Genomic DNA, 20,879 nt, shown 5'->3' with positions numbered 1-20,879 from the left:
CGTGACACCATCGCGTACGTGCTCGACATCGGCTACGCCCTTTCCACCCGTTTCCCCGATCCGCCCCAGACCGACTACCGGCGCGCGGACGTCCGGGCGCTGCGGCACGATCTGTTCTGCGGGGACGTCTATCTCGCCGACACCAAGGCGGACCGGGAGTTGTCCACAGCCTGGGGATGGGTGCCGGTGCTGGACTTCGCGTGGGCGCTGTGCGACATCGTCGAGCGGATCGACCGGGATCCGGCCGGCTCCCGGGCCTCCCGCCCGCAGCGGGCGGAACTCGACTTCACCGAGTCCACCGACCGCCTGCTCTTCGAGCGCCGGTTCGGGTGGGTGGACATCGAGGCCGACTGGACGCCGGCGGAGGAGCCGCCCCTGAGCTTCTCCCACGCCGAGCTGCGGCGCGAGGCACGGGACTTCCTCCAGGACCTGATCGCCGACCTGTGCGATCTGCACGACGACCTGGCGGAGAACCCGGCGATCTGGACCTTGCAGGCGAAGTTCCCGCGGGTGGAGTGAGCTGCGGCGGCGATTGCCGGCAGTGGCTCTCAGTCGCCCCTGCGCCGTGAGTGCAGATGACCGTCGAGCGGGAAGGACGGCGGCGCTGCGGGCAGCAGCCTGTCGAAGTCGTAGCCGCTCTTGTGCGCCACCCGGCACGAGGCCAGGTTGTCCGCCTGGTGCAGGAGCTCCAGACGTACGAGGTGGTCGGCACCCAGGTGCCCGAAGGCCCACCCGGTGACGGCTTCCAGCGCCCGCGGCGCCACTCCGCGCCCACGAGCGCGCGCCGCGGTCCAGTAGCCCACCTCGGCCGACGGCTTCCCCGGAGCCACGTCCTTGAGCACCACATACCCGACCAACTGCCGCTGATCTGCTCCGGGTTGCGTCTCCAGGACCGCGAAGCCGAACCGGTCACCGGCCGCCCATCCCCGCTCCTGACCCTGCACCCACCTCAGCGCGTCGGCCTCGTTCTCCACGACGAGACTCGTCCAGCGCCGCAAAGCGGGATCCCGGCACGCCTCGACCAGGGCGGGGACGTCATCGACGCACCACGGGCGCAGCATGAGGGCGGGCAGCGACGGTGTCGCTTCAGCGGTGAGTACGACCGTTTCAGGCACCGGACCATCGTATGAGCGCCGCGGGCCTGGGAGGCGATGAGTTCTCGGCGCGGACCGGGTCTACACGGTTATGGCTACACACATGCTCAAGACCCCCGAGGTCGACCTCGCGTACGACGTCCACGGCCCGCTGCCGACCGCCGACGGACGTCCACCGCTGTTCATGATCGGCCAGCCCATGGACGCCAGCGGCTTCCGCGGGTTGGCCTCGCGCTTCCCCGACCGCACCGTGATCACCTATGACCCGCGCGGCCTCGGCCGTAGTACCCGAAAGGACGGCCGCGTCGACCACGCACCCCAGATCCAGGCTGCCGACGTGCACGCCGTCATCGAGGCGCTCGGCGTCGGCCCGGTCGAGATGTTCGCGAGCAGCGGCGGTGCGGTGACCGCGCTCGCCCTCGTGGCGGCCTACCCCGAGGATGTGACCACCCTGGTGGCGCACGAGCCGCCGCTCATCCCGGTGCTCCCCGACGCCAAGGCGGCCGAGCGCGCCCGGGCCGGCTTCCGGGATGTGTACCAGGAGAAGGGCTGGGGTGCCGGCATGGCGGCCTTCATCGTGATGACGTCATGGCAGGGCGAGTTCACCGACGACTACTTCGCCCAGCCCGCGCCGGATCCCGCCGCCTTCGGGATGCCGGCCGAGGATGACGGCACTCGTGACGATCCGCTGCTGTCCGACCGGTCCTGGGCGGTCAGCAGTTACCAGCCCGACGTCGACGTGCTCACCGCGGCGCCGACGCGGATCGTGATCGCCGTGGGCGAGGAGTCCGAGGACACCTTCACCGGACGCACCTCGGTGGCGACGGCCAAGCTGCTCGGTCAGCAGGCGACGGTGTTCCCGAGCCACCACGGCGGCTTCCTCGACGGCGAGTTCGGCGGCTACTCCGGGCAGCCCGACGCCTTCGCGCGCAAGCTGCGCGAGGTCCTCGACGAGGTCGGCTGAGGGTCGCTGCACGCGCCGAGAACTGGGCTGAGGAGTCCACAGGGCCGAGGCATGACGACGGAGCCCCCGGCCTCGAAGGCCGGGGGCTCCGTAAGACGGCGCGTCCGTCAGACGTTCACGCCGAAGTCCTGGGCGATGCCGACCAGGCCCGAGGCGTAGCCCTGGCCGACGGCGCGGAACTTCCACTCCGCGCCGTTGCGGTAGAGCTCGCCGAAGACCATGGCCGTCTCGGTGGCCGCGTCCTCCGAGAGGTCGTAGCGGGCGATCTCGGCGCCGCCCGCCTGGTTGAGGATGCGGATGTAGGCGTTGCGGACCTGGCCGAAGTTCTGCGTGCGGTTCTCGGCGTCGTAGATCGAGACCGGGAAGACGATCTTCTCGATGTCGGCCGGGAGGGCCGCCAGGTTGACGTTGATCGCCTCGTCGTCGCCCGCGCCCTCGCCCGTGCGGTTGTCGCCGGTGTGGACGATGGTGTTGTCCGGCGTCTGCTTGTTGTTGAAGAAGATGAAGTGGGCGTCGGAGTACACCTTGCCCTGCGGGTTGACCGCGATCGCCGAGGCGTCGAGGTCGAAGTCCGTGCCGGTGGTGGTGCGGACGTCCCAGCCGAGGCCCACGGTGACGGCGGTCAGGCCCGGAGCCTCCTTGGTGAGCGAGACGTTGCCACCCTTGGACAGGCTTACAGCCATTGTTGGGAGTCCCTTCCCTCGTTTACGTACGGCAAGAACGCTACAGCTACCCCTATGAACGCCGGGAGCGTACGCGAGGTTCCAGGTGGCTTTACTTTCTTTACCCGGGCCGGCCGGGATATTCGGGTGACGTGGACCGGACAGAGCGGGGACCATGGAGCCATGTCCGGTCCCTATCCCATTCGCGGCTCCGTCTCGCTTCCCGAGGCCGAGCTCATGTGGCGTTTCTCGCGGTCGTCGGGGCCGGGCGGGCAGCACGTCAACACCAGTGACTCGCAGGTGGAGTTGCGCTTCGACCTGGCGAAGACCGAGGCGCTGCCCGAGGTGTGGAAGCGGCGGGCCCTTGAGCGGCTGGCCGCCCGGCTCGTCGACGGGGTCATCACCGTACGGTCCTCCGAGCACCGGTCCCAGTGGCGCAACCGCGAGACCGCCGCCGTACGCCTCGCCGCCCTGCTCGCCGAAGCCACCGCGCCGCCGCCCAAGCCGCGGCGGCCGACGCGCATCCCACGCGGGATCAACGAGCGGCGGCTGCGGGAGAAGAAGGCGCGGTCGGACACGAAGCGGGGGCGGTCGGGGCGGGACTGGTCCTGAGCCGGTCGGCCGCTCAACCGGTCCTGAGCTGGCCGGCGTGAGACACCGGCTCCGCCTGTCACGTTTCCCCCACCCCATCCGTCATGTTCGTGTCGACCGACCGCGAGCCGTACGAGGGGACCCGACCATGACCGACGCGCCGCACAGCACCGAGTTCCTCGCCGAGCGCTTCGAGTCGCACCGAAGCCACCTCCGTGCCGTCGCCTACCGCATGCTCGGCTCGCAGGCCGAGGCCGAGGACGCGGTGCAGGAGGCGTGGCTGCGGCTGAGCCGGTCGGACACCAGTGAGGTCGACAATCTCGGGGGCTGGCTCACGACGGTGGTGGGCCGGGTCTGCCTCGACATGCTCCGCACGCGGAAGTCCCGCGCGGAACAGCCCCTCGACTCCGGCGCGCCCGTGCCGACGGACACGGCGCCGGACCCGGAGCAGGACGCGCTGCTCGCGGACTCGGTGGGCGTCGCGCTGCTGGTCGTACTGGAGACGCTGTCACCCGCCGAGCGGCTGGCGTTCGTGCTGCACGATCTGTTCGCGGTGCCGTTCGACGAGGTCGCCACGATCGTGGGGCGTACGCCGACCGCGGCCCGGCAGTTGGCCAGCCGCGCCCGGCGGCGGGTGCAGGGCGCCGAGGCCCCGGACACCGATCTCGTGCGGCAGCGGCGGGTCGTCGACGCCTTCCTGGCCGCCGCGCGGGAGGGCGACCTCGACGCGCTGGTGGAAGTTCTGGACCCGGATGTCGTGGCGCGGTCCGAGGCCGGCGTGACCTCGGGCGCCGTGGCGGTCGCTTCCTCGGCGTCCCGCTACTCGCAGGCCGCCCTGGCACAGCCCGCCCTGATCACCCGCCCCGCCCTGATCGGCGGCAACGTCGGCTTCGTCGTCCTCGTGGACGGCCGCCCCGTGCGGACGCTCAGCTTCACGGTCGCACACGACCGGATCACGGCGATCGACATCACGACCGACGCCGCCCGCGCCGCCGACCAGGACATCACGCTCCTGGATGTGTGACGTCACCCCAACTGCCGGTACCGCCCCCGGAAATACGCGAGCGGGCCGCCGTCCGCGCTCGGTACGGCGGCCGTCAGCACCCGGCCGATCACCAGCGTGTGGTCGCCCGCGGGCACCCGCTGTTCGGTACGGCACTCCAGGGTCGCGAGGGCGCCGCCCACGAGGGGAGCGCCGGTCGCCTCACCGCGGACGTAGGGGATGTCCTCGAACAGCAGACGGTCGCTGATGCGGCCCTTCATGGCGAAGCGGCCGGCGATGTGGCGCTGGCTCTCGGAGAGGACCGAGACCCCCCACAGGGGTTGCTCGGCGAGCAGGTCGTCCATGCGGGAACCGTCGCGCAGGCTGACCAGGACCAGGGGCGGGTCGAGGGACACCGACATGAAGGCCGTCGCGGTCATGCCGACGTCCTCGACCTTCGGTGACATGGGGTCGTCCGGGTCGAGCGGGGGTTCCTGTGCGGTCACCAGGACCACGCCCGCGGCCAGCCGGGACATGGCTGCGCGGAACTCGTCGTTGCTCACCCCCTCAGCATGCCCGGCGCGGGGCACGGGGACGGGCGGGGTGGTGGCACGGGGAGTGTTCAGCACGCCAAAACGCTAGTCTCCGGCCGGTGCGGGGCACATCGGGCGTCAGTCCGAACCGGGTCCTAGGACCAGAGACGCAATCTCCACAGAGGTGCGAAATTTGCGGTCGGTAAACGCACAGGAAAATCGCAGAAACACCGCTCAATTGTTCATGTTTCGCTGTGACTTGAGTCACAAGAGCCATTAATTGTTGACCCTGTGTACCGAGTGAGCAGCGCGCTGTGATTCAGTGGCGGGAAGCTGCAAGGGCACCACTGATCAAGAACCGCCGAAGAGAACCCTTGATTCGCTGCGAGGTCTCGGGGGGAGGGCGAGCATGGAGACCGAGTCGGAGCCGTACGTCCGTCTTGCGTCCCTGCGACAGCTGCACCAGGTCATGGCGGACATGAACACGGCACGCAGCCTTGCGGACACACTGCAGACCGTCGCCGACGGCGTCGTGACCGGCCTCAACTATGAGCTGGCATGCGTCAACCTGGTCCGGCCGGACGGCGATCTAGTCGTCGCCGCGTTCGCCGGCAACCCCGCCGCCGAGGCGCTCATCACCGGCCGTGTCGGCTCGCGCGAGTCCTGGGAGCGCCGCCTCAGCATGGGCGAGCAGTGGGGCGACCTGGTCTTCATCCCGCACACCGAGGGCTGGGTCCTCGATGACGACGACGTACCGCAGTGGTACACCGACGGGCCCGCGCCCCGCTTCGAGGACGAGTGGCACCCGTCGGACCGGCTCTTCGCGCCCATGCACACGCCCGGTATTCAGGGCGGCTCGTGCGGCGAGCTGATCGGCGTGCTCTCCGTGGACCGGCCGCGCAACGGCCGCCGGCCCGGCGCCTGGGGCCGCGAGGCCCTGCAGATGTACGCCTTCCAGGCCGCCATCGCCATCAGCAACGCACGTCTACGCGCGAATATGCAGCGGGCATTGGTCAGGCTCGAACGTGAGCAGCAGGCCCTGCGAGCGAGCGAGGAAAGCTTCCGGCAGGCCTTCGAGTACGCCCCCTCCGGCATGGCCATAGCCGAGATGGGCGGCGACCAGCACGGCCGGATCCTCAGGACCAACGACGCCCTGTGCCGTCTGCTGGGCCGCCCCGCCTCCGCGATGCGCCGCTACTCCTTCTCCGACCTGGTCCACCCCGAGGACATAGGCACGCTGCTGCGGACCTCGGCGGAGGGCGGCCGGGCCGAACTTCGCCTGGGCCGCCGCGACGGGACGTACGTCTGGGTCTCCCTCCGCAACTCCGTCGTCGCCGACGCCGCCGACGGCCCCCGCTTCCTGCTCACCCACGTCGAGGACATCGAGGAACGCAAGCGCCGCGAGCTCCAGCTCGCCCACCGTGCCTCCCACGACTCCCTCACCGGCCTGCCGAACTCCGCCGAGCTGCGCGCACGGCTCTCCTCCCGCCTCTGCCAGCGCCCCACCCACCCCGGCGCCCTCGAACCCGTCGACGCGGCCTACGGCCATCCCGCCTACGACGCCAACGGCCACGGCTTCGACTACCGCCCGGGCGGTGGCATCGATGTCTACGACGCCTACGACCACCATGTCCACACCGTCGCCCCCGAGGGCGAGCACGACGACGGCACCAAGGGGCTCGCGGTCCTCTTCTGCGACCTCGACGGCTTCAAGTCCATCAACGACCGGTTCGGGCACAACGCGGGCGACGCGGTGCTCATCGAGGTGGCCAGGCGACTGTCCCGCGGGGTCCGCGACGGCGACACGGTGGCCCGGCTCGGCGGTGACGAGTTCGTCGTCCTCGCCGACGGGCTCGGGCGCGCCGACGCGGCGGACCTCGCGGCCCGGCTGCGCGCCGAGATCATCCAGCCGATCCGGGTCGACGGGCGTGCCATGCGGGTCGGGGCAAGCTTCGGTATCGGGTGGGCACACTGCGGGATGACGGCGGACGAAGTGCTGAAGTCCGCTGACGAGCGGATGTACGTCGAGAAACGATCGCGTCCCAAACAGCACAGACGTGCGGGATGACGCGCAGGTCAGTGAGCTGATGCGACCGGAGTCACCCGTTTGGGCCTCGCGGAGCGGGTAGGCTCGCCATTCTGACCCCATGCACTGCATCCGCACCGCACCTGTTGAGGAGACCTAGGGATGACGCCCGGCAACAACGGCGCGAGCACGCCCGAGGACGACGACCCGTTCGGCTACCTCTACGCCGACGGTCAGGCCAACGGCGCCCAGCCGCCCTCCGGCGGTTACGGCTACCCCGGCTCCGTCGGCTCCGTCAACAGAGCGCGCTCGGTCGGCCAGCGCCAGTACGGCCAGCAGGCACCTGCCCCCACGGCACCCACCGCGCAGTACGGCCAGACCGTGCCGCAGCAGCAGGGCGCGTACGGCCAGCCGAGCGCCCACTACGCGTTCCCCGGCAGCGGCGGTCCCACCGCTCCGCCGCAGCCGTCGTACAGCGGCGGTGGGCGCGGGCGCGGCCCGAACACCAAGGGGCTGCTGATCGGCGCGGTCGCGGTGGTCGCCGCGGTCGTGATCGGGATCAGCCTGGCGATGATGAACGGCAACGACGACGACAAGGCCGACGGCGGCGGGGCGTCAAGCTCGCCGTCCACCGGGCAGAGCGCGGAGCCGAGTCAGTCGGCGAGCGGCGACGCCGGCAGCGAGGTGGAACTCCCGAAGAGCGACGCCAAGGCGCTGCGACTGGGCGGAACCGCCGCGTTGGCCTCGGACGTCGAGGGTGCTCAGTCGGACGGTGGCATCTACGTCGGCAACCTCAACCAGGTCGGCAACTCGGTGACCTGGACCGTCAATGGCATCCCTGAAGAAGGCGTCTATACGCTCTTCGCCCGCTACAGCGCGGCCGGTGAGGACCAGTCGATGACGCTCACCGTCAACGGCAAGCCGTTCGGCAGCAAGCTGAGCATGAAGAACTACGCAAAGGCCGCCGACGGCGACTTCGCAAAGGGCTGGACCACGACGTATGCGTGGCCCTCCCTCACCAAGGGCACCAACACGATCTCGGTCTCCTGCGAGAACGGCGACAAGTGCAACGTCCTGCTGGACCAGCTGTCGCTGAAGAAGGGCCAGGTCGAGAGCTAGGCCGCGCTGACCTCCCCGGTCACCGCCACCCGCCCCACCAGCTCCTCGTACGCCCTGCGGTCGAACTCGCCCGCCGTCGGCGCCAGTACGGTCGCCGCCGACAGGGCGATCGCTCGGGCCAGTCGGTCCGGCCACGGCAAGTGCTCGACGAGGGCCGACAGGAGGCCCGCGACCGCGGAGTCGCCCGCGCCGGTCGGGTTGCCGTGTACCGGGGTGGGTGGGGCTGCGCGCCAGCGGCCCTCTGGGGTCACCGCGAGCAGTCCCTCGGGGCCCAGCGACGCGACGACGGCGTGTGCGCCGCGGCGGCGGGCGTCCTGGGTGGCTCGGAAGGGCTCGTGGGAGCCGGTGAGTTCGGCGAGTTCTTCGGTGTTGGGCTTGATGATGTCCGGGCGGGCCGCCACACCGCGGCGGAGTGGTTCGCCGCTCGTGTCGAGCAACACCGGGGTGCCTGCCGCCCTTGCGTCCCGGATCAGCCCGGCATACGCGCCCACCGGCACGCCCGGCGGCAGACTGCCGCACAGGGCCACCGCCGACGCCGACGGGAGCAGATCCTCGTATGCCTCCTGGAAGGCGGACCACTCGGCGGGGGTGATGACCGGGCCGGGTTCGTTGAGCTGGGTCGTGTCGCCGGTCTGTTCGTCCACGACGGCTATCGTGCGGCGGGTCGGGCCGGAGATCGGGACGAGGGCGTCCACCAGGCCCGGTGTGGTGGTGAGTTGGTCCTGGATGACGCGGCCCGTCGCGCCGCCCGTGAAGCCGGTGACCGTCACCTCGTGGCCGAGGGCGGCGAGTACGCGGGCCACGTTCAGGCCTTTGCCGCCCGGGCGTTCGGTCACCTCGGTCACCCGGTGCGTGGTGTGCGGCCGGAGCGCCCGTACGCGATAGGTGATGTCGAGAGCGGTGTTCAGTGTGACCGTGAGGATCACCTGGGCCGACCTCCCCCGATGAAATGCGGAATGCGCTTGCCGTCTGTCTGTCCGGATGTCAGATCATGCCAAAGAGACGGCCGCCGAGCCCAGTCCTGGGTCGGCCACCGTCTCGCTGACTGCCGGACGGATCAGCCCAGTTGGGGATTCACCACCCATTCACCCCTGCGCATGACGCCCTTCAGGTTGAAGTCCGTGTCGAGGATCACCAGGTCCGCGTACTTGCCCGGCTCCAGGGAGCCGATCGTGTCGTACATCCCCAGCAGCTTGGCCGGGTTGGCGGACAGGGCTGCGACCGTGTCCTCGACCGGGAGGCGGTCGATCGTCACCGCGCGCTTGAAGGCGCGGTCCAGGGTGAGGGTGGAGCCGGCGATCGAGCCGCCCTCCACCAGACGGGCCACGCCCTCGCTGACCTCGACCTCCAGCGGGCCGAGCATGTAGCGGCCGTCGCCGAAGCCGGCCGCGTCCATCGCGTCGGTGATGAACGCCACACGGCTCGCTCCCGCGTGGTGGAAGGCGAGTTGGAGGGAGGCGGGGTGGAGATGTGTGCCGTCGTTGATCAGCTCGACGGTGATGCGGTCGTCCTCAAGGAGGGCGGCGATCGGGCCCGGCGACCTGTGTCCCAGCGTCGGCATCGCGTTGAAGAGGTGCGTCGCGACCGTCGCGCCCGCCTCGATCGCCTCCACCGTCTGCTCGTACGTCGCGTCCGTGTGGCCGATCGCCGCGATGACGCCGTGCTCGGCGAGGAGTCTCACGGAGTCGATGCCGCCCGGGAGTTCGGTCGCGAGCGTGACCATCTTCGCCTTGCCGCGCGCCGCGTCGATCAGCTTGCGGACCTCCGCGGGGTCCGGGTCCCGCAGCAGTTCCTCGGAGTGCGCGCCCTTGCGGCACGGCGAGATGAACGGGCCCTCGAAGTGGATGCCGGCGATGTCGCCCTGCTCGGCGAGTTCGCTGAGCAGGCCCGCGCGCTGGGCCAGGAAGTCCATGTCGCCGGTGACGGTGGAGGCGACGAGGGTGGTGGTGCCGTGCAGGCGGTGCGTGTGGATGCCGGTGACTACGTCGTCTGGGGTGCCTGAAGTGAACGAGGCGCCGCCGCCGCCGTGGTTGTGGATGTCGACGAAGCCGGGGAGTAGCCAGTGGTCGGTCACGTCGATGACCTGGGCGTGCTCCGGGGCGGTTGCGGCGATTCGGGTGCCGTTGACGGTTACTGAGCCGTCTTTGACGGTTCCCGTCGGCATGACCACGTTGGCACCGGACAGGACGAGGGGTGCCTTCGCCGTCGCGGGGTGCGGGTTGACTGTGGCTGGTCGCGCAGTTCCCCGCGCCCCTGGGGGGGTGGCCATTAGGTCGTTACCTCCGTGCGGTCAGTTGTGTCGAGGAGATCCCAGGCCAGCAAACCGGCGCCGAGGCAGCCGGCTGTGTCCCCGAGGGCCGCCGGGACTATCGTCGGCAGCTTCTGGAAGGTCACGCGGTTCTTCACCGCGTCCCGCAGCGGTGTGAACAACGTTTCTCCTGCTTCGGCCAGGCCGCCACCGATGATGAGGGTGCGCGGGTCCAGCAGGGTGAGGGCGGTGGTCAGGCCGTCGGCCAGGGCGGAGATGGCCTCGTGCCAGATGGCGATGGCCTTCGGGTCGCCGGAGGTCATGGCCTTTGCGCAGTCCGCCGCGTCCGCGTCCGGGTTGCCGGAAGCCTTCGCCCAGGCCTCGCTCACCGCCGCCGCCGACGCGTACCGCTCCAGGCAGCCGGCCTGACCGCATGGACAGGGGGCCCCTGCCGGTCGTACGACGATGTGGCCGATCTCGCCCGCGAAGCCGTGGGCGCCCGACTCCACGCGGCCCTCGATGCCGATCGCGCCCGCTATGCCGGTGCCGAGGGCGACGAAGAGGAAGCGGTCGGTGCCCTGGCCCGCGCCGATGCGGCCCTCGGCGAGGCCGCCGGTGCGGACGTCGTGGCCGAGGGCGACGGGGACGTTGCCGATGCGGGCGGTGAGCAGGTCGCGCAGGGGTACGTCGCGCCAGCCGAGGTTGGCCGAGTAGGCGGCGATGCCGTGCTCCTCGTCGACGATGCCGGGGACGGCGACTCCGGCGGCGGCCGCGGGCTCGCCGAAGGTCTGGTCGCCGTAGGCGCGTAGTTCCGCGGCGAAGTCGAGGATGCTCTCGACGACGGCCCCGGGGCCGCGCTCGCGGCCGGTGGCGCGGCGGGCCCGGTGCAGCAGCTCGCCCTTCGCCCCTACCAGGGCGGCCTTCATCCCGGTGCCGCCCACGTCGAGGGCGATGACATGTCTCACGGGGACAGTGTGGCCCGTGGACCCGGAAGAGGTCTAGTCCACTTGCGTGGTGTAGACCTTATGGCGACGTATCGAAAGTTTTCGCGATGGTGATGCGCGATCGCGATGGTGGGGCAGGAGAGCTGTGCAGGGGCGGAAGAGGACAGGGGCGATCGCGGTGGTGTCCGCTCTGGGCATGACGGCGGTGCTCGGCGGCTGCGGCCTCGGCGGTGACGCGGACGAGGTGACCCTGAAGCTGGTCGCGGCCGACTACGGCGACAGCGCGGCCAACAGCTCCCAGAAGTACTGGGGCAAGCTGGTCGACGCGTACGAGGCCGACCACCCCGGGGTGAAGATCGAGGTCAGCGTCTACTCCTGGAACGACGTCGACCGCAAGGTCAAGGAGCTGGTCGACGCCGGCAAGGCCCCGGACATGGCGCAGATCGGCGCGTACGCCGACTACGCGGACAAGGGCCTGCTCTACCGCGCCGACGACCTGCTCTCCATCACCACCCAGGCCGGCTTCGCCTCCCAGCTCGCCAAGGCGGGGCAGGTGAACGGGGTGCAGTACGGCATGCCCTTCGCCGCCTCCACCCGGCTGCTGTTCTACAACAAGGACCTCTTCAAGCAGGCCGGCCTCACGCCGCCGACCACCTGGGACGAGCTCGCCACCGACGCCGCCGCGCTGAAGGCGGACGGGGTGAAGTACCCGTACGCCCTGCCGCTGGGGCCGGAGGAGGCGCAGGCCGAGACCATGCAGTGGCTGCTCAGCGGCGGGGGCGGCTACACCGACGGCTACGGCACCTACGGCATCGACTCCGCGCAGAACCTCGACACCTTCACCTGGCTCAAGGACGAACTCGTCGGCAAGGGCCTGACCGGGCCCATAGCGCCGGGCAAGCTGAACCGCGCCGACGCGTTCGCCGCGTTCGCCAAGGGGGACGTCGGCATGCTCAACGGGCACCCCTCGCTGATGAACATCGCCGGGAAGAAGGGCGTGAAGTTCGGCATGGTGCCGATGCCCGGCGTCGACGGTGAGAGCGACGCCACGATGGGGGTCGCCGACTGGATGACGGCGTTCAAGAAGAACGGGCACGCCGAGGAGGTCGGCGACTTCCTCGACTTCGTGTACGACGAGAAGAACGTGCTGGACTTCTCGCGTGAGTACGACCTGCTGCCGGTCACGTCGAACGCGTCCGCGACGATGTCGGAGGCCAAGCAGGACGCCGATCTCAAGCCGTTCCTGGACGAGTTGCCGCTCTCCGAGCTGTATCCGGTCGGCAAGACCTCCTGGGCCGAGGTCAGCGTGGCCGTCAAGAAGCGGATCGGGCAGGCCGTGGCCTCCGGCGGCAATCCGTCGGCGGTGTTGAAGCAGCTGCAGGCGGCGGCGGTTTCGGCCGCGAGCACCGAGTGACTCCGGGCGCGCTGTCAGTGGTGGGGGATAGCGTGCGGGGCATGGAGCAGCTGGGCCGCAGGGAGCAGGACATCCTCGCGCTCGAACGCCGGGGCTTTCCGGGGCCGGGCGCGAAGGAGCGGGCGATACGGGAGGAGCTGGGGTTGGCGCCGGTGCGGTATTTCCAGCTGCTGAATGCGTTGCTTGATGATCCTCGGGCGTTGGCTCATGATCCGGTGACGGTGAATCGGCTGCGGCGTGTGCGGGACGCTCGGCGTGCGGAGAGGTGAGGGGTCCGTCGGCATGCGTTCGTCTGCGGGGTGGTAGGGGCTGGTCGCGCAGTTCCCCGCGCCCCTGAAGGGGCGTTGAGCCGGCCTGCGTGGATATGGTCAGGCTTGTGGACTCGACAAATGAAGCCTTGCCGAACCCCGTCACCCCGCTCGGTCGGGCCGGGCTTGCTGCTCTTCTTGAGCGGCCCGGTAGGGCGATGATCGCCCTTGACTTCGATGGGACGCTCGCGCCGATCGTGGCGGATCCGGAGCGGGCGCGGGCGCATCCGGGGGCGGTGCCGGCGTTGGCCGCGCTGGCGCCGAAGGTGGCCGGCGTCGCGGTGATCACCGGGCGTCCGGCGGAGGTCGCCGTCCGGCATGGCGGCTTCTCCGGTGTTTCCGGTCTGGAGCATCTCGTGGTCCTCGGCCATTACGGCGCCGAGCGCTGGGACGCCGTCACCGACACCGTCACGGCCCCACCGCCGCACCCCGGAGTCGCCGCCGTCCGCGCGGAGCTGCCGGCGCTCCTGGACGGGACCAACGCCTGGATCGAGGAGAAGGGCGGCCGGGCCGTCGCCGTGCACACGCGCCGTGCCGACGATCCCCAGGCCACCTTCGAGGCCCTCCGCGAGCCCCTTGCCGACCTTGCCACCCGCCATGGCCTGATCGTCGAGCCGGGTCGCCTGGTCCTCGAACTCCGGCCACCGGGCATGGACAAGGGTGTGGCCCTCACCGACCACGCGCGCAACATCGGCGCCGAATCCGTCCTCTACGCCGGCGACGACCTCGGCGACCTTCCCGCCTACTCGGCCGTCGACAAGCTCCGCTCCGACGGCACCCCCGGTCTGCTGGTGTGCAGCGGCAGCGACGAGGTGACCGAGCTGAGGGAACGGGCGGATGTGGTGGTGGACGGTCCGGCGGGGGTCGTGCGGCTACTGGCGGAGTTGGCGGCCCGTATCGGGTAGGGCGTGCAGCTGGTCCAGGAACCACTGCGCCGGCGGCAGCGCCGTCGCTGCCGCCGCCAGCCGCTTCGTCCGCTCCCCCCGCTCCCCGACCGGCATCGTCAACGCCTCGTACAACGCCTCGGCCGTGCCCGTCACGTCGTACGGGTTCACGGTGATCGCGTCCTCGCCCAGCTCCTCGTACGCCCCCGCCTCCCGCGAAAGCACCAGCACGCACCCCTCGTCGGAGACGACCGGCATCTCCTTGGCGACCAGGTTCATGCCGTCGCGGATCGGGTTGACCAGGGCCACGTCCGCGAGCCGGTATGCCGCCAGTGAGCGGGCGAAGTCGTCCTTCACGTGGAGTACGACCGGCGTCCAATCCGCCGTGCCGTACCCGGAGTTGATCTCCTCCGCGAGCCGCTGCACCTCGGCCGTGTACTCCCGGTAGACGGCGAGATCCTGCCGCGACGGATACGCGAACGCGACATGCACGACCCTCCCGCGCAGCTCGGGGTGGTCGTCGAGGAGCTGCCGGTACGCCAGCAGGCCGCGCACGATGTTCTTGGACAGCTCGGTGCGGTCGACCCGGACGATGGTCTGGCGGCCCGGCCCGATCTCGGCCCGCAGCGCGGCCATCCGTTCCTCGACGTCGGTCTCGTGCGAGCGCCGGCGCAGGAAGTCGGCGTCGGCGCCCAGCCCGTGCACGCCGACCCGGGTGTCGCCGAGCCCGCCGACGAGGGCTTCGGCGCACGCGGTGAACGCGTCGGCCCAGCGGTGGGTGAGGAAGCCCAGCCGGTCGGCGCCGAGCATCCCGCGCAGCACCTGCTCGGAGATGTCGTCCGGCAGCATGCGGAAGTACTCGACCGGCGCCCACGGCGTGTGCGAGAAGTGGCCGATCCGCAGGTCGGGGCGGAGTTCGCGGAGCATGCCCGGCACCAGCGTCAGGTGGTAGTCCTGCACCAGCACCGCCGCTCCGGCCCCCGCCTCCTCGGCCAGCGCCTCGGCGAACGCGCGGTTGTAGCGGACGTACGACTCCCACTGCCGCCGGAACTCCGCGTCGAAGACCGGCTCCAGCGGCGTCTGGTACAGCAGGTGGTGGACGAACCAGAGGACCGAGTTCGCGATGCCGTTGTACGCGTCCGCGTGCACATCGGCCGGAATGTCCAGCATCCGTACACCGGACTCACCGACTCCGCGCCGTACCGCCTCGCGGTCGCCGTCGCCGAGGGCCGAGCAGACCCACAGGGCGTCCGCGTCCGGCCCGATCGCGGAGAGACCGGACACCAGCCCGCCGCCGCCGCGTTTGGCGTGCAGCGAGCCGTCCTCGCGGACCCCGTACGAGACGGGGCCGCGGTTGGACGCGACCAGTACCTGCGCAGCACCGAAGGTTGCAGCCATACGCCTCAACCTAGCCCAGGCCAGAACCGCTCAAACGTACGGCCCACGCGTATACAACCGGCGCGTTTCGTTACGCCACGCGCACGTTTATGCCGCTTTGCGGGACTGGTACTCGGCGATGTCGGCCATCGGAGGCCGTTCTTCCGTATCCACGGAGTAGGTGCGGGGTTCGAATCCGTCCTCGCTCCGCTCGAACTGGGTGAGGGAGGGGCGGATCAGATGGCCGCGGGCCAGCCTCAGCTGGGCCGTGCGGTAGATCGCGGCCGACATCCGGCCCAGGGCCTGGCCGTCCTGGTGCCGGTGCTTGCGCACGCCGACGTCGACCTGGGCGAGGGCGTCCAGGCCCACCAGATGCAGGGCGTCGACCAGCATGCCCAGCTCCACGCCGTATCCGACGGGGAACGGGAGCTGTTCCAGCAGGGAGCGGCGGGCCGCGTACTCGCCGCCCAGCGGCTGGACGAATCCGGCCAGCTGCGGCCAGTGCATGTTGAGCAGCGGGCGGGCCATCAGCTCCGTCACCCGGCCGCCCTGGCCTGCGGCGCCGCCGAGCGGACGGTCGTACATCCCCTTGACGAGGTCGACCTCCGGGTCGGTGAGCAGCGGGCCGACGATGCCGGAGACGAAGTCCGACTTGAACTCCTTCAGGTCCGCGTCGATGAAGCAGACGATGTCGCCGCTGGTGACGAGGAGCGAGCGCCACAGGACCTCGCCCTTGCCGGGGACGGCCGGGATGCGCGGCAGGATGTCGTCGCGGTGGACGACCCGGGCGCCCGCGGCGGCGGCCACCTCGGAGGTGCGGTCGGTCGATCCCGAGTCGACGACGACGATCTCGTCGACGAGCGGGACCTGCTGCATGAGGTCGTGACGGATCACGGCGACGATCTCGCCGACCGTCTCCTCCTCGTTGAGCGCGGGCAGCACGACACTGACGGTCTGTCCCGTGGCGCGTTTCGCGGCCAGGATCTTGTGGAGCGGGCGATCGGTCAGGGACCAGGAGCGTGCGCTCAACCAGCGCTCGACTTCTTCCAGCACAGTAAGCGGCTCCTCACTGTCGCGGATCACGACTAGAGGTGTGTGATCCATCTCGCGGTTCGGACGACTATCTCAACTGTCCTGGCCTTCGGTTACAGTCTTGAACAACGCTGATGACCATCGCATGTCGGGGGTCGTTGGCGACCACAACCGCATGACAACTGAATACCGCTCATCCAGAGGGGCAGAGGGATACGGCCCGTTGAAGCCCCGGCAACCCTCCAGTCGGTACTCGTAGATCAGTGTTGATCGTTCTCCGCGAGGCTCCCGGCTAGGGAAGGTGCCAAATCCGTCTCACGGCGAGATGCGTCGTGAGGAAGATGAGGAGAAAGGGCCTCGCCTCACATGGCTGCGCAGACAGTTGCAAGCACCACCGACACCGTGAACCTCGGCCCCGCCGCGGCCCTCTCGTGCCGTGAATGCGGTCACCGAGTACCCCTCGGCCCGGTCTTCGCGTGCGAGGAGTGTTTCGGCCCGCTCGAGATCGCCTACGACTTCTCGGCCTACGACGCCGAAGAGCTCCGCAAGCAGATCGAGGCGGGACCCGCGAACATCTGGCGGTACGCACCGCTGCTGCCCGTCCCCGCGGACGTGGCAGACAAGCCCAACATCAACCCGGGCTGGACCAAGCTCGTCAAGGCCGACAACCTCGCGCGCGAGCTGGGTGTCGACGCCGGCAAGCTCTTCGTCAAGGACGACTCCGGCAACCCGACGCACTCCTTCAAGGACCGGGTGGTGGCGCAGGCGCTGGAGGCGGCGCGCGCCTTCGGCTTCACCACGCTGTCCTGCTCGTCGACGGGCAACCTGGCCGGTGCTGTCGGTGCCGCCGCAGCCCGCGCCGGCTTCCGTTCCTGCGTGTTCATCCCGCACGACCTGGAGCAGGGCAAGGTCGTCATGGCCGCGGTCTACGGCGGTGAGCTCGTCGGTATCGAGGGCAACTACGACGACGTGAACCGCTTCTGCTCCGAGCTGATCGGCGACCCGGCCGGCGAGGGCTGGGGCTTCGTCAACGTCAACCTGCGGCCGTACTACGCCGAGGGCTCCAAGACCCTCGCGTACGAGATCTGCGAGCAGCTCGGCTGGCAGCTGCCCGACCAGCTCGTGGTGCCGATCGCCTCCGGCTCGCAGCTCACGAAGATCGACAAGGGTCTGCAGGAGCTGATCAAGCTCGGTCTCGTCGAGGACAAGCCGTACAAGATCTTCGGCGCGCAGGCCGAGGGATGCTCCCCGGTGTCCGTCGCCTTCAAGGGCGGCCACGACGTCGTCCGGCCCCAGAAGCCGAACACGATCGCCAAGTCGCTGGCGATCGGCAACCCGGCGGATGGTCCTTATGTCCTGGACATTGCTCGCCGTACCGGCGGTGCGGTGGAGGATGTGAACGATGAGCAGGTCGTGGACGCGATCAAGTTGCTGGCGCGGACCGAGGGCATCTTCGCGGAGACCGCGGGCGGTGTCACGGTGGGTGTGGCGCGCAAGCTGATCGAGAACGGCGTCCTCGACCCCAGCAAGACCACGGTCGTGCTCAACACCGGTGATGGTCTCAAGACGCTTGACGCGGTTGCCGGCACGGGGCTGACTGCGACGATTCGGCCCAGCCTGGACTCGTTCCGGGAAGCGGGTCTCGGCTAGGGGCCCGTCCCCATTGATTTCGTCTGCGGGCCGGTGGGGGCCGGTCGCGCAGTTCCCCGCGCCCCTGAAGGGGCGCTGTACTGACCGGAGGTTCAAGTCATGAGCGTAAGCGTCCGCATCCCTACCATCCTGCGCACCTACACCGGCGGTGCGGCTGAGGTCTCCGCCGAGGGTGCGACCCTCGCCGACGTCATCTCCGACCTGGAGAAGAACCACACCGGCATCGCCGCCCGCATCCTCGACGACCAGGGCAAGCTGCGGCGGTTCGTCAACGTGTACGTCAATGACGACGACGTCCGTTTTGAGCAGGGGCTGGAGACGGCGACGCCGGACGGGGCCGGTGTCTCGATCATTCCGGCGGTCGCGGGCGGCTGAATCACGCATTGTTCATCGAATGGCCCCCTCCGTGAGAGAAGCGGAGGGGGCCATTCTCTATGGTTGAGCGCGGTACAGTTGGGGAACCTGCTCGGGCTTTCATGCCGGGCGCATATGAGTTCCGCCCGCACGGCCGACAAGAAGTAGCCAAAGTACGCGGGCTTTTTGCGTCATTCGCTCCTTTTATTGGGTCCGACTTGCCCTGGATTTCCACAAATTCTCCGCATTTCACCGACCGGTCGCGCCCAGATTTCTCGTCCGATTGACCTGTTGCAGACGGCAGTTGGACAGATACATTCAGCCGCGGTCGACGCGTTCCGGCGCACGCCCCCAACCGTGGGGGGTGAGGTCTGACCCGGATCCGCGAAGTGTGGATCTGTGCAAGGGCCAGTAATAGGGGAGTTAGGCATGGCTCAGGGCACCGTCAAGTGGTTCAACGCGGAGAAGGGGTACGGCTTCATCGCGGTCGACGGTGGTGCGGATGTATTCGTCCACTACAGCGCGATTCAGATGGACGGCTACCGCACCCTGGAAGAAGGTCAGCGGGTCGATTTCGAGATCTCGCAGGGCCAGAAGGGGCCGCAGGCGGACATGGTCCGTCTCGCGACCAGCTGAAGCACGCGCCGACTGACTGCAGCGACGTTCTTCTGTTCATCTTCGGAGGGCTCGTTTCCCATGGGGAGTCATGGGTTGCGAGCCCTCCGGCATGTCCGGACCCCTTGTCACGCCTGAGGATCACTGAGGAGCGCTTGCACTCGGCATGGGCGAGTGCTAATCATTGGCGTTAGCACTCTGAAGGTGAGAGTGACAACCAGGACCGGGTCGGTGAGGCCCGCAGGCCGGGTGGGGCAAGGAACCACAGGCAGGCGAGCCGTCCGTCGCGGGCGCCAGCGCGGTCCGGAGCAATCCACCCCAGTCCGGGAGGACCACTTCACATGGCCAAGATCATCGCGTTCGACGAGGAGGCACGGCGCGGTCTCGAGCGCGGGATGAACCAGCTCGCCGACGCCGTCAAGGTCACCCTTGGCCCCAAGGGCCGGAACGTCGTCCTCGAGAAGAAGTGGGGCGCCCCCACGATCACCAACGATGGTGTTTCCATCGCCAAGGAGATCGAGCTCGAGGACCCGTACGAGAAGATCGGCGCCGAGCTGGTCAAGGAAGTCGCCAAGAAGACGGACGACGTCGCCGGTGACGGTACGACCACGGCGACCGTTCTCGCCCAGGCCCTGGTCAAGGAGGGCCTGCGCAACGTAGCCGCCGGCGCCAACCCGATGGCCCTCAAGCGCGGTATCGAGAAGGCCGTCGAGGCCGTCTCCGGTGCCCTCCTTGAGCAGGCCAAGGACGTGGAGACCAAGGAGCAGATCGCCTCCACGGCCTCCATCTCCGCAGCCGACACCCAGATCGGCGAGCTCATCGCCGAGGCGATGGACAAGGTCGGCAAGGAAGGCGTCATCACCGTCGAGGAGTCCCAGACCTTCGGTCTGGAGCTGGAGCTCACCGAGGGTATGCGCTTCGACAAGGGCTACATCTCGGCGTACTTCGCCACCGACATGGAGCGTATGGAGGCCGTCCTCGACGACCCGTACATCCTGATCGCCAACTCCAAGATCTCCTCGGTCAAGGACCTGCTCCCGCTCCTGGAGAAGGTCATGCAGTCGGGCAAGCCGCTGCTGATCATCGCCGAGGACGTCGAGGGCGAGGCCCTGTCGACCCTGGTCGTCAACAAGATCCGCGGCACCTTCAAGTCCGTCGCCGTCAAGGCTCCGGGCTTCGGTGACCGTCGTAAGGCCATGCTCGGCGACATCGCCATCCTCACGGGCGGCGAGGTCATCTCCGAGGAGGTCGGCCTCAAGCTGGAGAACGCGACCCTGGATCTCCTGGGCCGCGCCCGCAAGGTCGTCATCACCAAGGACGAGACCACCATCGTCGACGGCTCCGGCTCCGCCGACCAGGTCGCCGGCCGGGTCAACCAGATCCGCGCCGAGATCGAGAACAGCGACTCGGACTACGACCGCGAGAAGCTCCAGGAGCGTCTGGCGAAGCTGGCCGGCGGCGTGGCCGTCATCAAGGCCGGTGCCGCCACCGAGGTCGAGCTCAAGGAGCGCAAGCACCGCATCGAGGACGCCGTTCGCAACGCGAAGGCGGCCGTCGAGGAGGGCATCGTCGCCGGTGGTGGCGTGGCCCTGCTCCAGGCCTCCACGGTCTTCGAGAAGCTGGACCTGGAGGGTGACGAGCTGACCGGCGCCAACGCCGTGAAGCTCGCCCTGGAGGCCCCGCTCAAGCAGATCGCCGTCAACGGTGGTCTTGAGGGTGGTGTCATCGTCGAGAAGGTGCGCAACCTGCCCGTCGGCCACGGCCTGAACGCCGCGACCGGTGAGTACGTCGACATGATCGCCGAAGGCATCATCGACCCGGCGAAGGTGACCCGTTCCGCTCTGCAGAACGCCGCCTCCATCGCCGCGCTGTTCCTCACCACCGAGGCCGTCATCGCCGACAAGCCGGAGAAGGCCGCGGCCGGTGCCGGCGCCGGCGGCGGCATGCCGGGCGGTGACATGGACTTCTGATCGACTCCGGTTGATCGTCTGTCCTTCGACCGAGGGCGGCACTCCCTGTTCACGCAGGGGGTGCCGCCCTCGGGCGTTTCCGGCATCCCTCCGGCGCTTGATTAAGTCAAGC

Annotated in this window: 21 protein-coding genes and 1 riboswitch; of the genes, 13 read left to right on the top strand and 8 right to left on the bottom strand. The window is 69.4% G+C overall.

The window, feature by feature from the left end:
- Nucleotides 1-18: 18 nt before the first annotated feature.
- Nucleotides 19-519, top strand: coding sequence for a hypothetical protein (locus ACTWQO_RS02410; protein ID WP_443235508.1), 501 nt, complete (start codon nucleotides 19-21; stop codon nucleotides 517-519).
- Nucleotides 520-548: 29 nt separating this feature from the next.
- Here the strand turns inward: ACTWQO_RS02410 and ACTWQO_RS02405 are convergent, their stop codons facing one another.
- Complete coding sequence (locus tag ACTWQO_RS02405; RefSeq protein WP_443235507.1) at nucleotides 549-1,115, bottom strand: GNAT family N-acetyltransferase; 567 nt, start codon at nucleotides 1,113-1,115, stop codon at nucleotides 549-551.
- Nucleotides 1,116-1,185: 70 nt separating this feature from the next.
- On the opposite strand from ACTWQO_RS02405, the gene ACTWQO_RS02400 reads away from it, so the two are divergent.
- Nucleotides 1,186-2,058, top strand: a complete 873-nt coding sequence (locus tag ACTWQO_RS02400) for an alpha/beta fold hydrolase (protein WP_443235506.1) — start codon at nucleotides 1,186-1,188, stop codon at nucleotides 2,056-2,058.
- A gap of 107 nt (nucleotides 2,059-2,165) precedes the next feature.
- Here the strand turns inward: ACTWQO_RS02400 and ACTWQO_RS02395 are convergent, their stop codons facing one another.
- Nucleotides 2,166-2,741: a TerD family protein gene (locus ACTWQO_RS02395; protein ID WP_443235505.1), complete on the bottom strand. Its 576-nt coding sequence runs from the start codon at nucleotides 2,739-2,741 to the stop codon at nucleotides 2,166-2,168.
- 162 nt (nucleotides 2,742-2,903) lie between these two features.
- On the opposite strand from ACTWQO_RS02395, the gene arfB reads away from it, so the two are divergent.
- Entirely contained in the window at nucleotides 2,904-3,332 is a 429-nt protein-coding gene (gene arfB, locus ACTWQO_RS02390) for an alternative ribosome rescue aminoacyl-tRNA hydrolase ArfB (RefSeq protein WP_301981966.1), read from the top strand.
- Nucleotides 3,333-3,459: 127 nt separating this feature from the next.
- The gene (locus ACTWQO_RS02385; RefSeq protein WP_443235504.1) at nucleotides 3,460-4,335 is read left to right on the top strand and encodes a sigma-70 family RNA polymerase sigma factor; all 876 of its coding nucleotides are present in this window, start codon (nucleotides 3,460-3,462) and stop codon (nucleotides 4,333-4,335) included.
- A gap of 2 nt (nucleotides 4,336-4,337) precedes the next feature.
- Here the strand turns inward: ACTWQO_RS02385 and ACTWQO_RS02380 are convergent, their stop codons facing one another.
- A complete protein-coding gene (locus ACTWQO_RS02380; RefSeq protein WP_443235503.1) occupies nucleotides 4,338-4,922 on the bottom strand; it encodes a flavin reductase family protein in 585 nt (194 codons plus the stop codon).
- 313 nt (nucleotides 4,923-5,235) lie between these two features.
- Between ACTWQO_RS02380 and cdgB the strand changes: the two genes are divergently transcribed.
- Complete coding sequence (gene cdgB / locus ACTWQO_RS02375) at nucleotides 5,236-6,894, top strand: diguanylate cyclase CdgB (protein WP_443235502.1); 1,659 nt, start codon at nucleotides 5,236-5,238, stop codon at nucleotides 6,892-6,894.
- 120 nt (nucleotides 6,895-7,014) lie between these two features.
- The gene (locus ACTWQO_RS02370; RefSeq protein ID WP_443235501.1) at nucleotides 7,015-7,971 is read left to right on the top strand and encodes a carbohydrate-binding protein; all 957 of its coding nucleotides are present in this window, start codon (nucleotides 7,015-7,017) and stop codon (nucleotides 7,969-7,971) included.
- On the opposite strand, the gene ACTWQO_RS02365 is transcribed toward ACTWQO_RS02370, so the two are convergent.
- The 3 genes from ACTWQO_RS02365 to ACTWQO_RS02355 form a co-directional block, all read right to left on the bottom strand.
- Nucleotides 7,968-8,897 carry a 1-phosphofructokinase family hexose kinase gene (locus ACTWQO_RS02365; RefSeq protein ID WP_443235500.1) on the bottom strand — a complete coding sequence of 310 codons (930 nt, stop codon included), beginning with the start codon at nucleotides 8,895-8,897 and terminating at the stop codon, nucleotides 7,968-7,970. The two genes, ACTWQO_RS02370 and ACTWQO_RS02365, sit on opposite strands and share 4 nt — an antisense overlap.
- 131 nt (nucleotides 8,898-9,028) lie before the next feature.
- Nucleotides 9,029-10,240, bottom strand: a complete 1,212-nt coding sequence (gene nagA / locus ACTWQO_RS02360) for an N-acetylglucosamine-6-phosphate deacetylase (RefSeq protein WP_443235499.1) — start codon at nucleotides 10,238-10,240, stop codon at nucleotides 9,029-9,031.
- A complete protein-coding gene (locus ACTWQO_RS02355) occupies nucleotides 10,240-11,184 on the bottom strand; it encodes an ROK family protein (RefSeq protein ID WP_443235498.1) in 945 nt (314 codons plus the stop codon). Before ACTWQO_RS02355 ends, nagA begins: the two co-directional genes overlap by 1 nt.
- 175 nt (nucleotides 11,185-11,359) lie before the next feature.
- On the opposite strand from ACTWQO_RS02355, the gene ACTWQO_RS02350 reads away from it, so the two are divergent.
- The 3 genes from ACTWQO_RS02350 (at nucleotide 11,360) to otsB (ending at nucleotide 13,790) form a co-directional block, all read left to right on the top strand.
- Nucleotides 11,360-12,577: an extracellular solute-binding protein gene (locus ACTWQO_RS02350; RefSeq protein ID WP_443235497.1), complete on the top strand. Its 1,218-nt coding sequence runs from the start codon at nucleotides 11,360-11,362 to the stop codon at nucleotides 12,575-12,577.
- Between the two features lie 41 nt (nucleotides 12,578-12,618).
- Nucleotides 12,619-12,846, top strand: a complete 228-nt coding sequence (locus ACTWQO_RS02345) for a DUF3263 domain-containing protein (protein WP_362940499.1) — start codon at nucleotides 12,619-12,621, stop codon at nucleotides 12,844-12,846.
- Nucleotides 12,847-12,941: 95 nt separating this feature from the next.
- Nucleotides 12,942-13,790: a trehalose-phosphatase gene (gene otsB, locus ACTWQO_RS02340; protein WP_443235496.1), complete on the top strand. Its 849-nt coding sequence runs from the start codon at nucleotides 12,942-12,944 to the stop codon at nucleotides 13,788-13,790.
- Here otsB and ACTWQO_RS02335 read toward each other — a convergent pair.
- Nucleotides 13,758-15,167: an alpha,alpha-trehalose-phosphate synthase (UDP-forming) gene (locus ACTWQO_RS02335; protein WP_443235495.1), complete on the bottom strand. Its 1,410-nt coding sequence runs from the start codon at nucleotides 15,165-15,167 to the stop codon at nucleotides 13,758-13,760. The genes otsB and ACTWQO_RS02335 overlap by 33 nt on opposite strands.
- 87 nt (nucleotides 15,168-15,254) lie before the next feature.
- Nucleotides 15,255-16,199 carry a glucosyl-3-phosphoglycerate synthase gene (locus ACTWQO_RS02330; RefSeq protein WP_443235494.1) on the bottom strand — a complete coding sequence of 315 codons (945 nt, stop codon included), beginning with the start codon at nucleotides 16,197-16,199 and terminating at the stop codon, nucleotides 15,255-15,257.
- Between the two features lie 169 nt (nucleotides 16,200-16,368).
- Nucleotides 16,369-16,526: riboswitch (SAM riboswitch) on the top strand.
- Nucleotides 16,527-16,544: 18 nt separating this feature from the next.
- Between ACTWQO_RS02330 and thrC the strand changes: the two genes are divergently transcribed.
- The 4 genes from thrC to groL all read left to right on the top strand — a co-directional run bounded on the left by thrC (nucleotide 16,545) and on the right by groL (nucleotide 20,767).
- A complete protein-coding gene (thrC, locus tag ACTWQO_RS02325) occupies nucleotides 16,545-17,828 on the top strand; it encodes a threonine synthase (RefSeq protein WP_443235493.1) in 1,284 nt (427 codons plus the stop codon).
- Nucleotides 17,829-17,927: 99 nt separating this feature from the next.
- A complete protein-coding gene (locus ACTWQO_RS02320; RefSeq protein WP_210577855.1) occupies nucleotides 17,928-18,203 on the top strand; it encodes a MoaD/ThiS family protein in 276 nt (91 codons plus the stop codon).
- Nucleotides 18,204-18,611: 408 nt separating this feature from the next.
- Nucleotides 18,612-18,818: a cold-shock protein gene (locus ACTWQO_RS02315; protein WP_019057200.1), complete on the top strand. Its 207-nt coding sequence runs from the start codon at nucleotides 18,612-18,614 to the stop codon at nucleotides 18,816-18,818.
- A 320-nt stretch (nucleotides 18,819-19,138) separates the two neighbouring features.
- On the top strand, nucleotides 19,139-20,767 hold the full coding sequence (gene groL / locus ACTWQO_RS02310) for a chaperonin GroEL (RefSeq protein WP_443235492.1): 1,629 nt from the start codon (nucleotides 19,139-19,141) through the stop codon (nucleotides 20,765-20,767).
- Nucleotides 20,768-20,879 lie beyond the last annotated feature (112 nt).

Source organism: Streptomyces sp. 4N124, from assembly GCF_052245395.1.
Taxonomy (GTDB): domain Bacteria; phylum Actinomycetota; class Actinomycetes; order Streptomycetales; family Streptomycetaceae; genus Streptomyces.
Note: the sequence above shows the minus strand (reverse complement) of the source record. Positions and strands in the feature narration are given on the sequence as shown.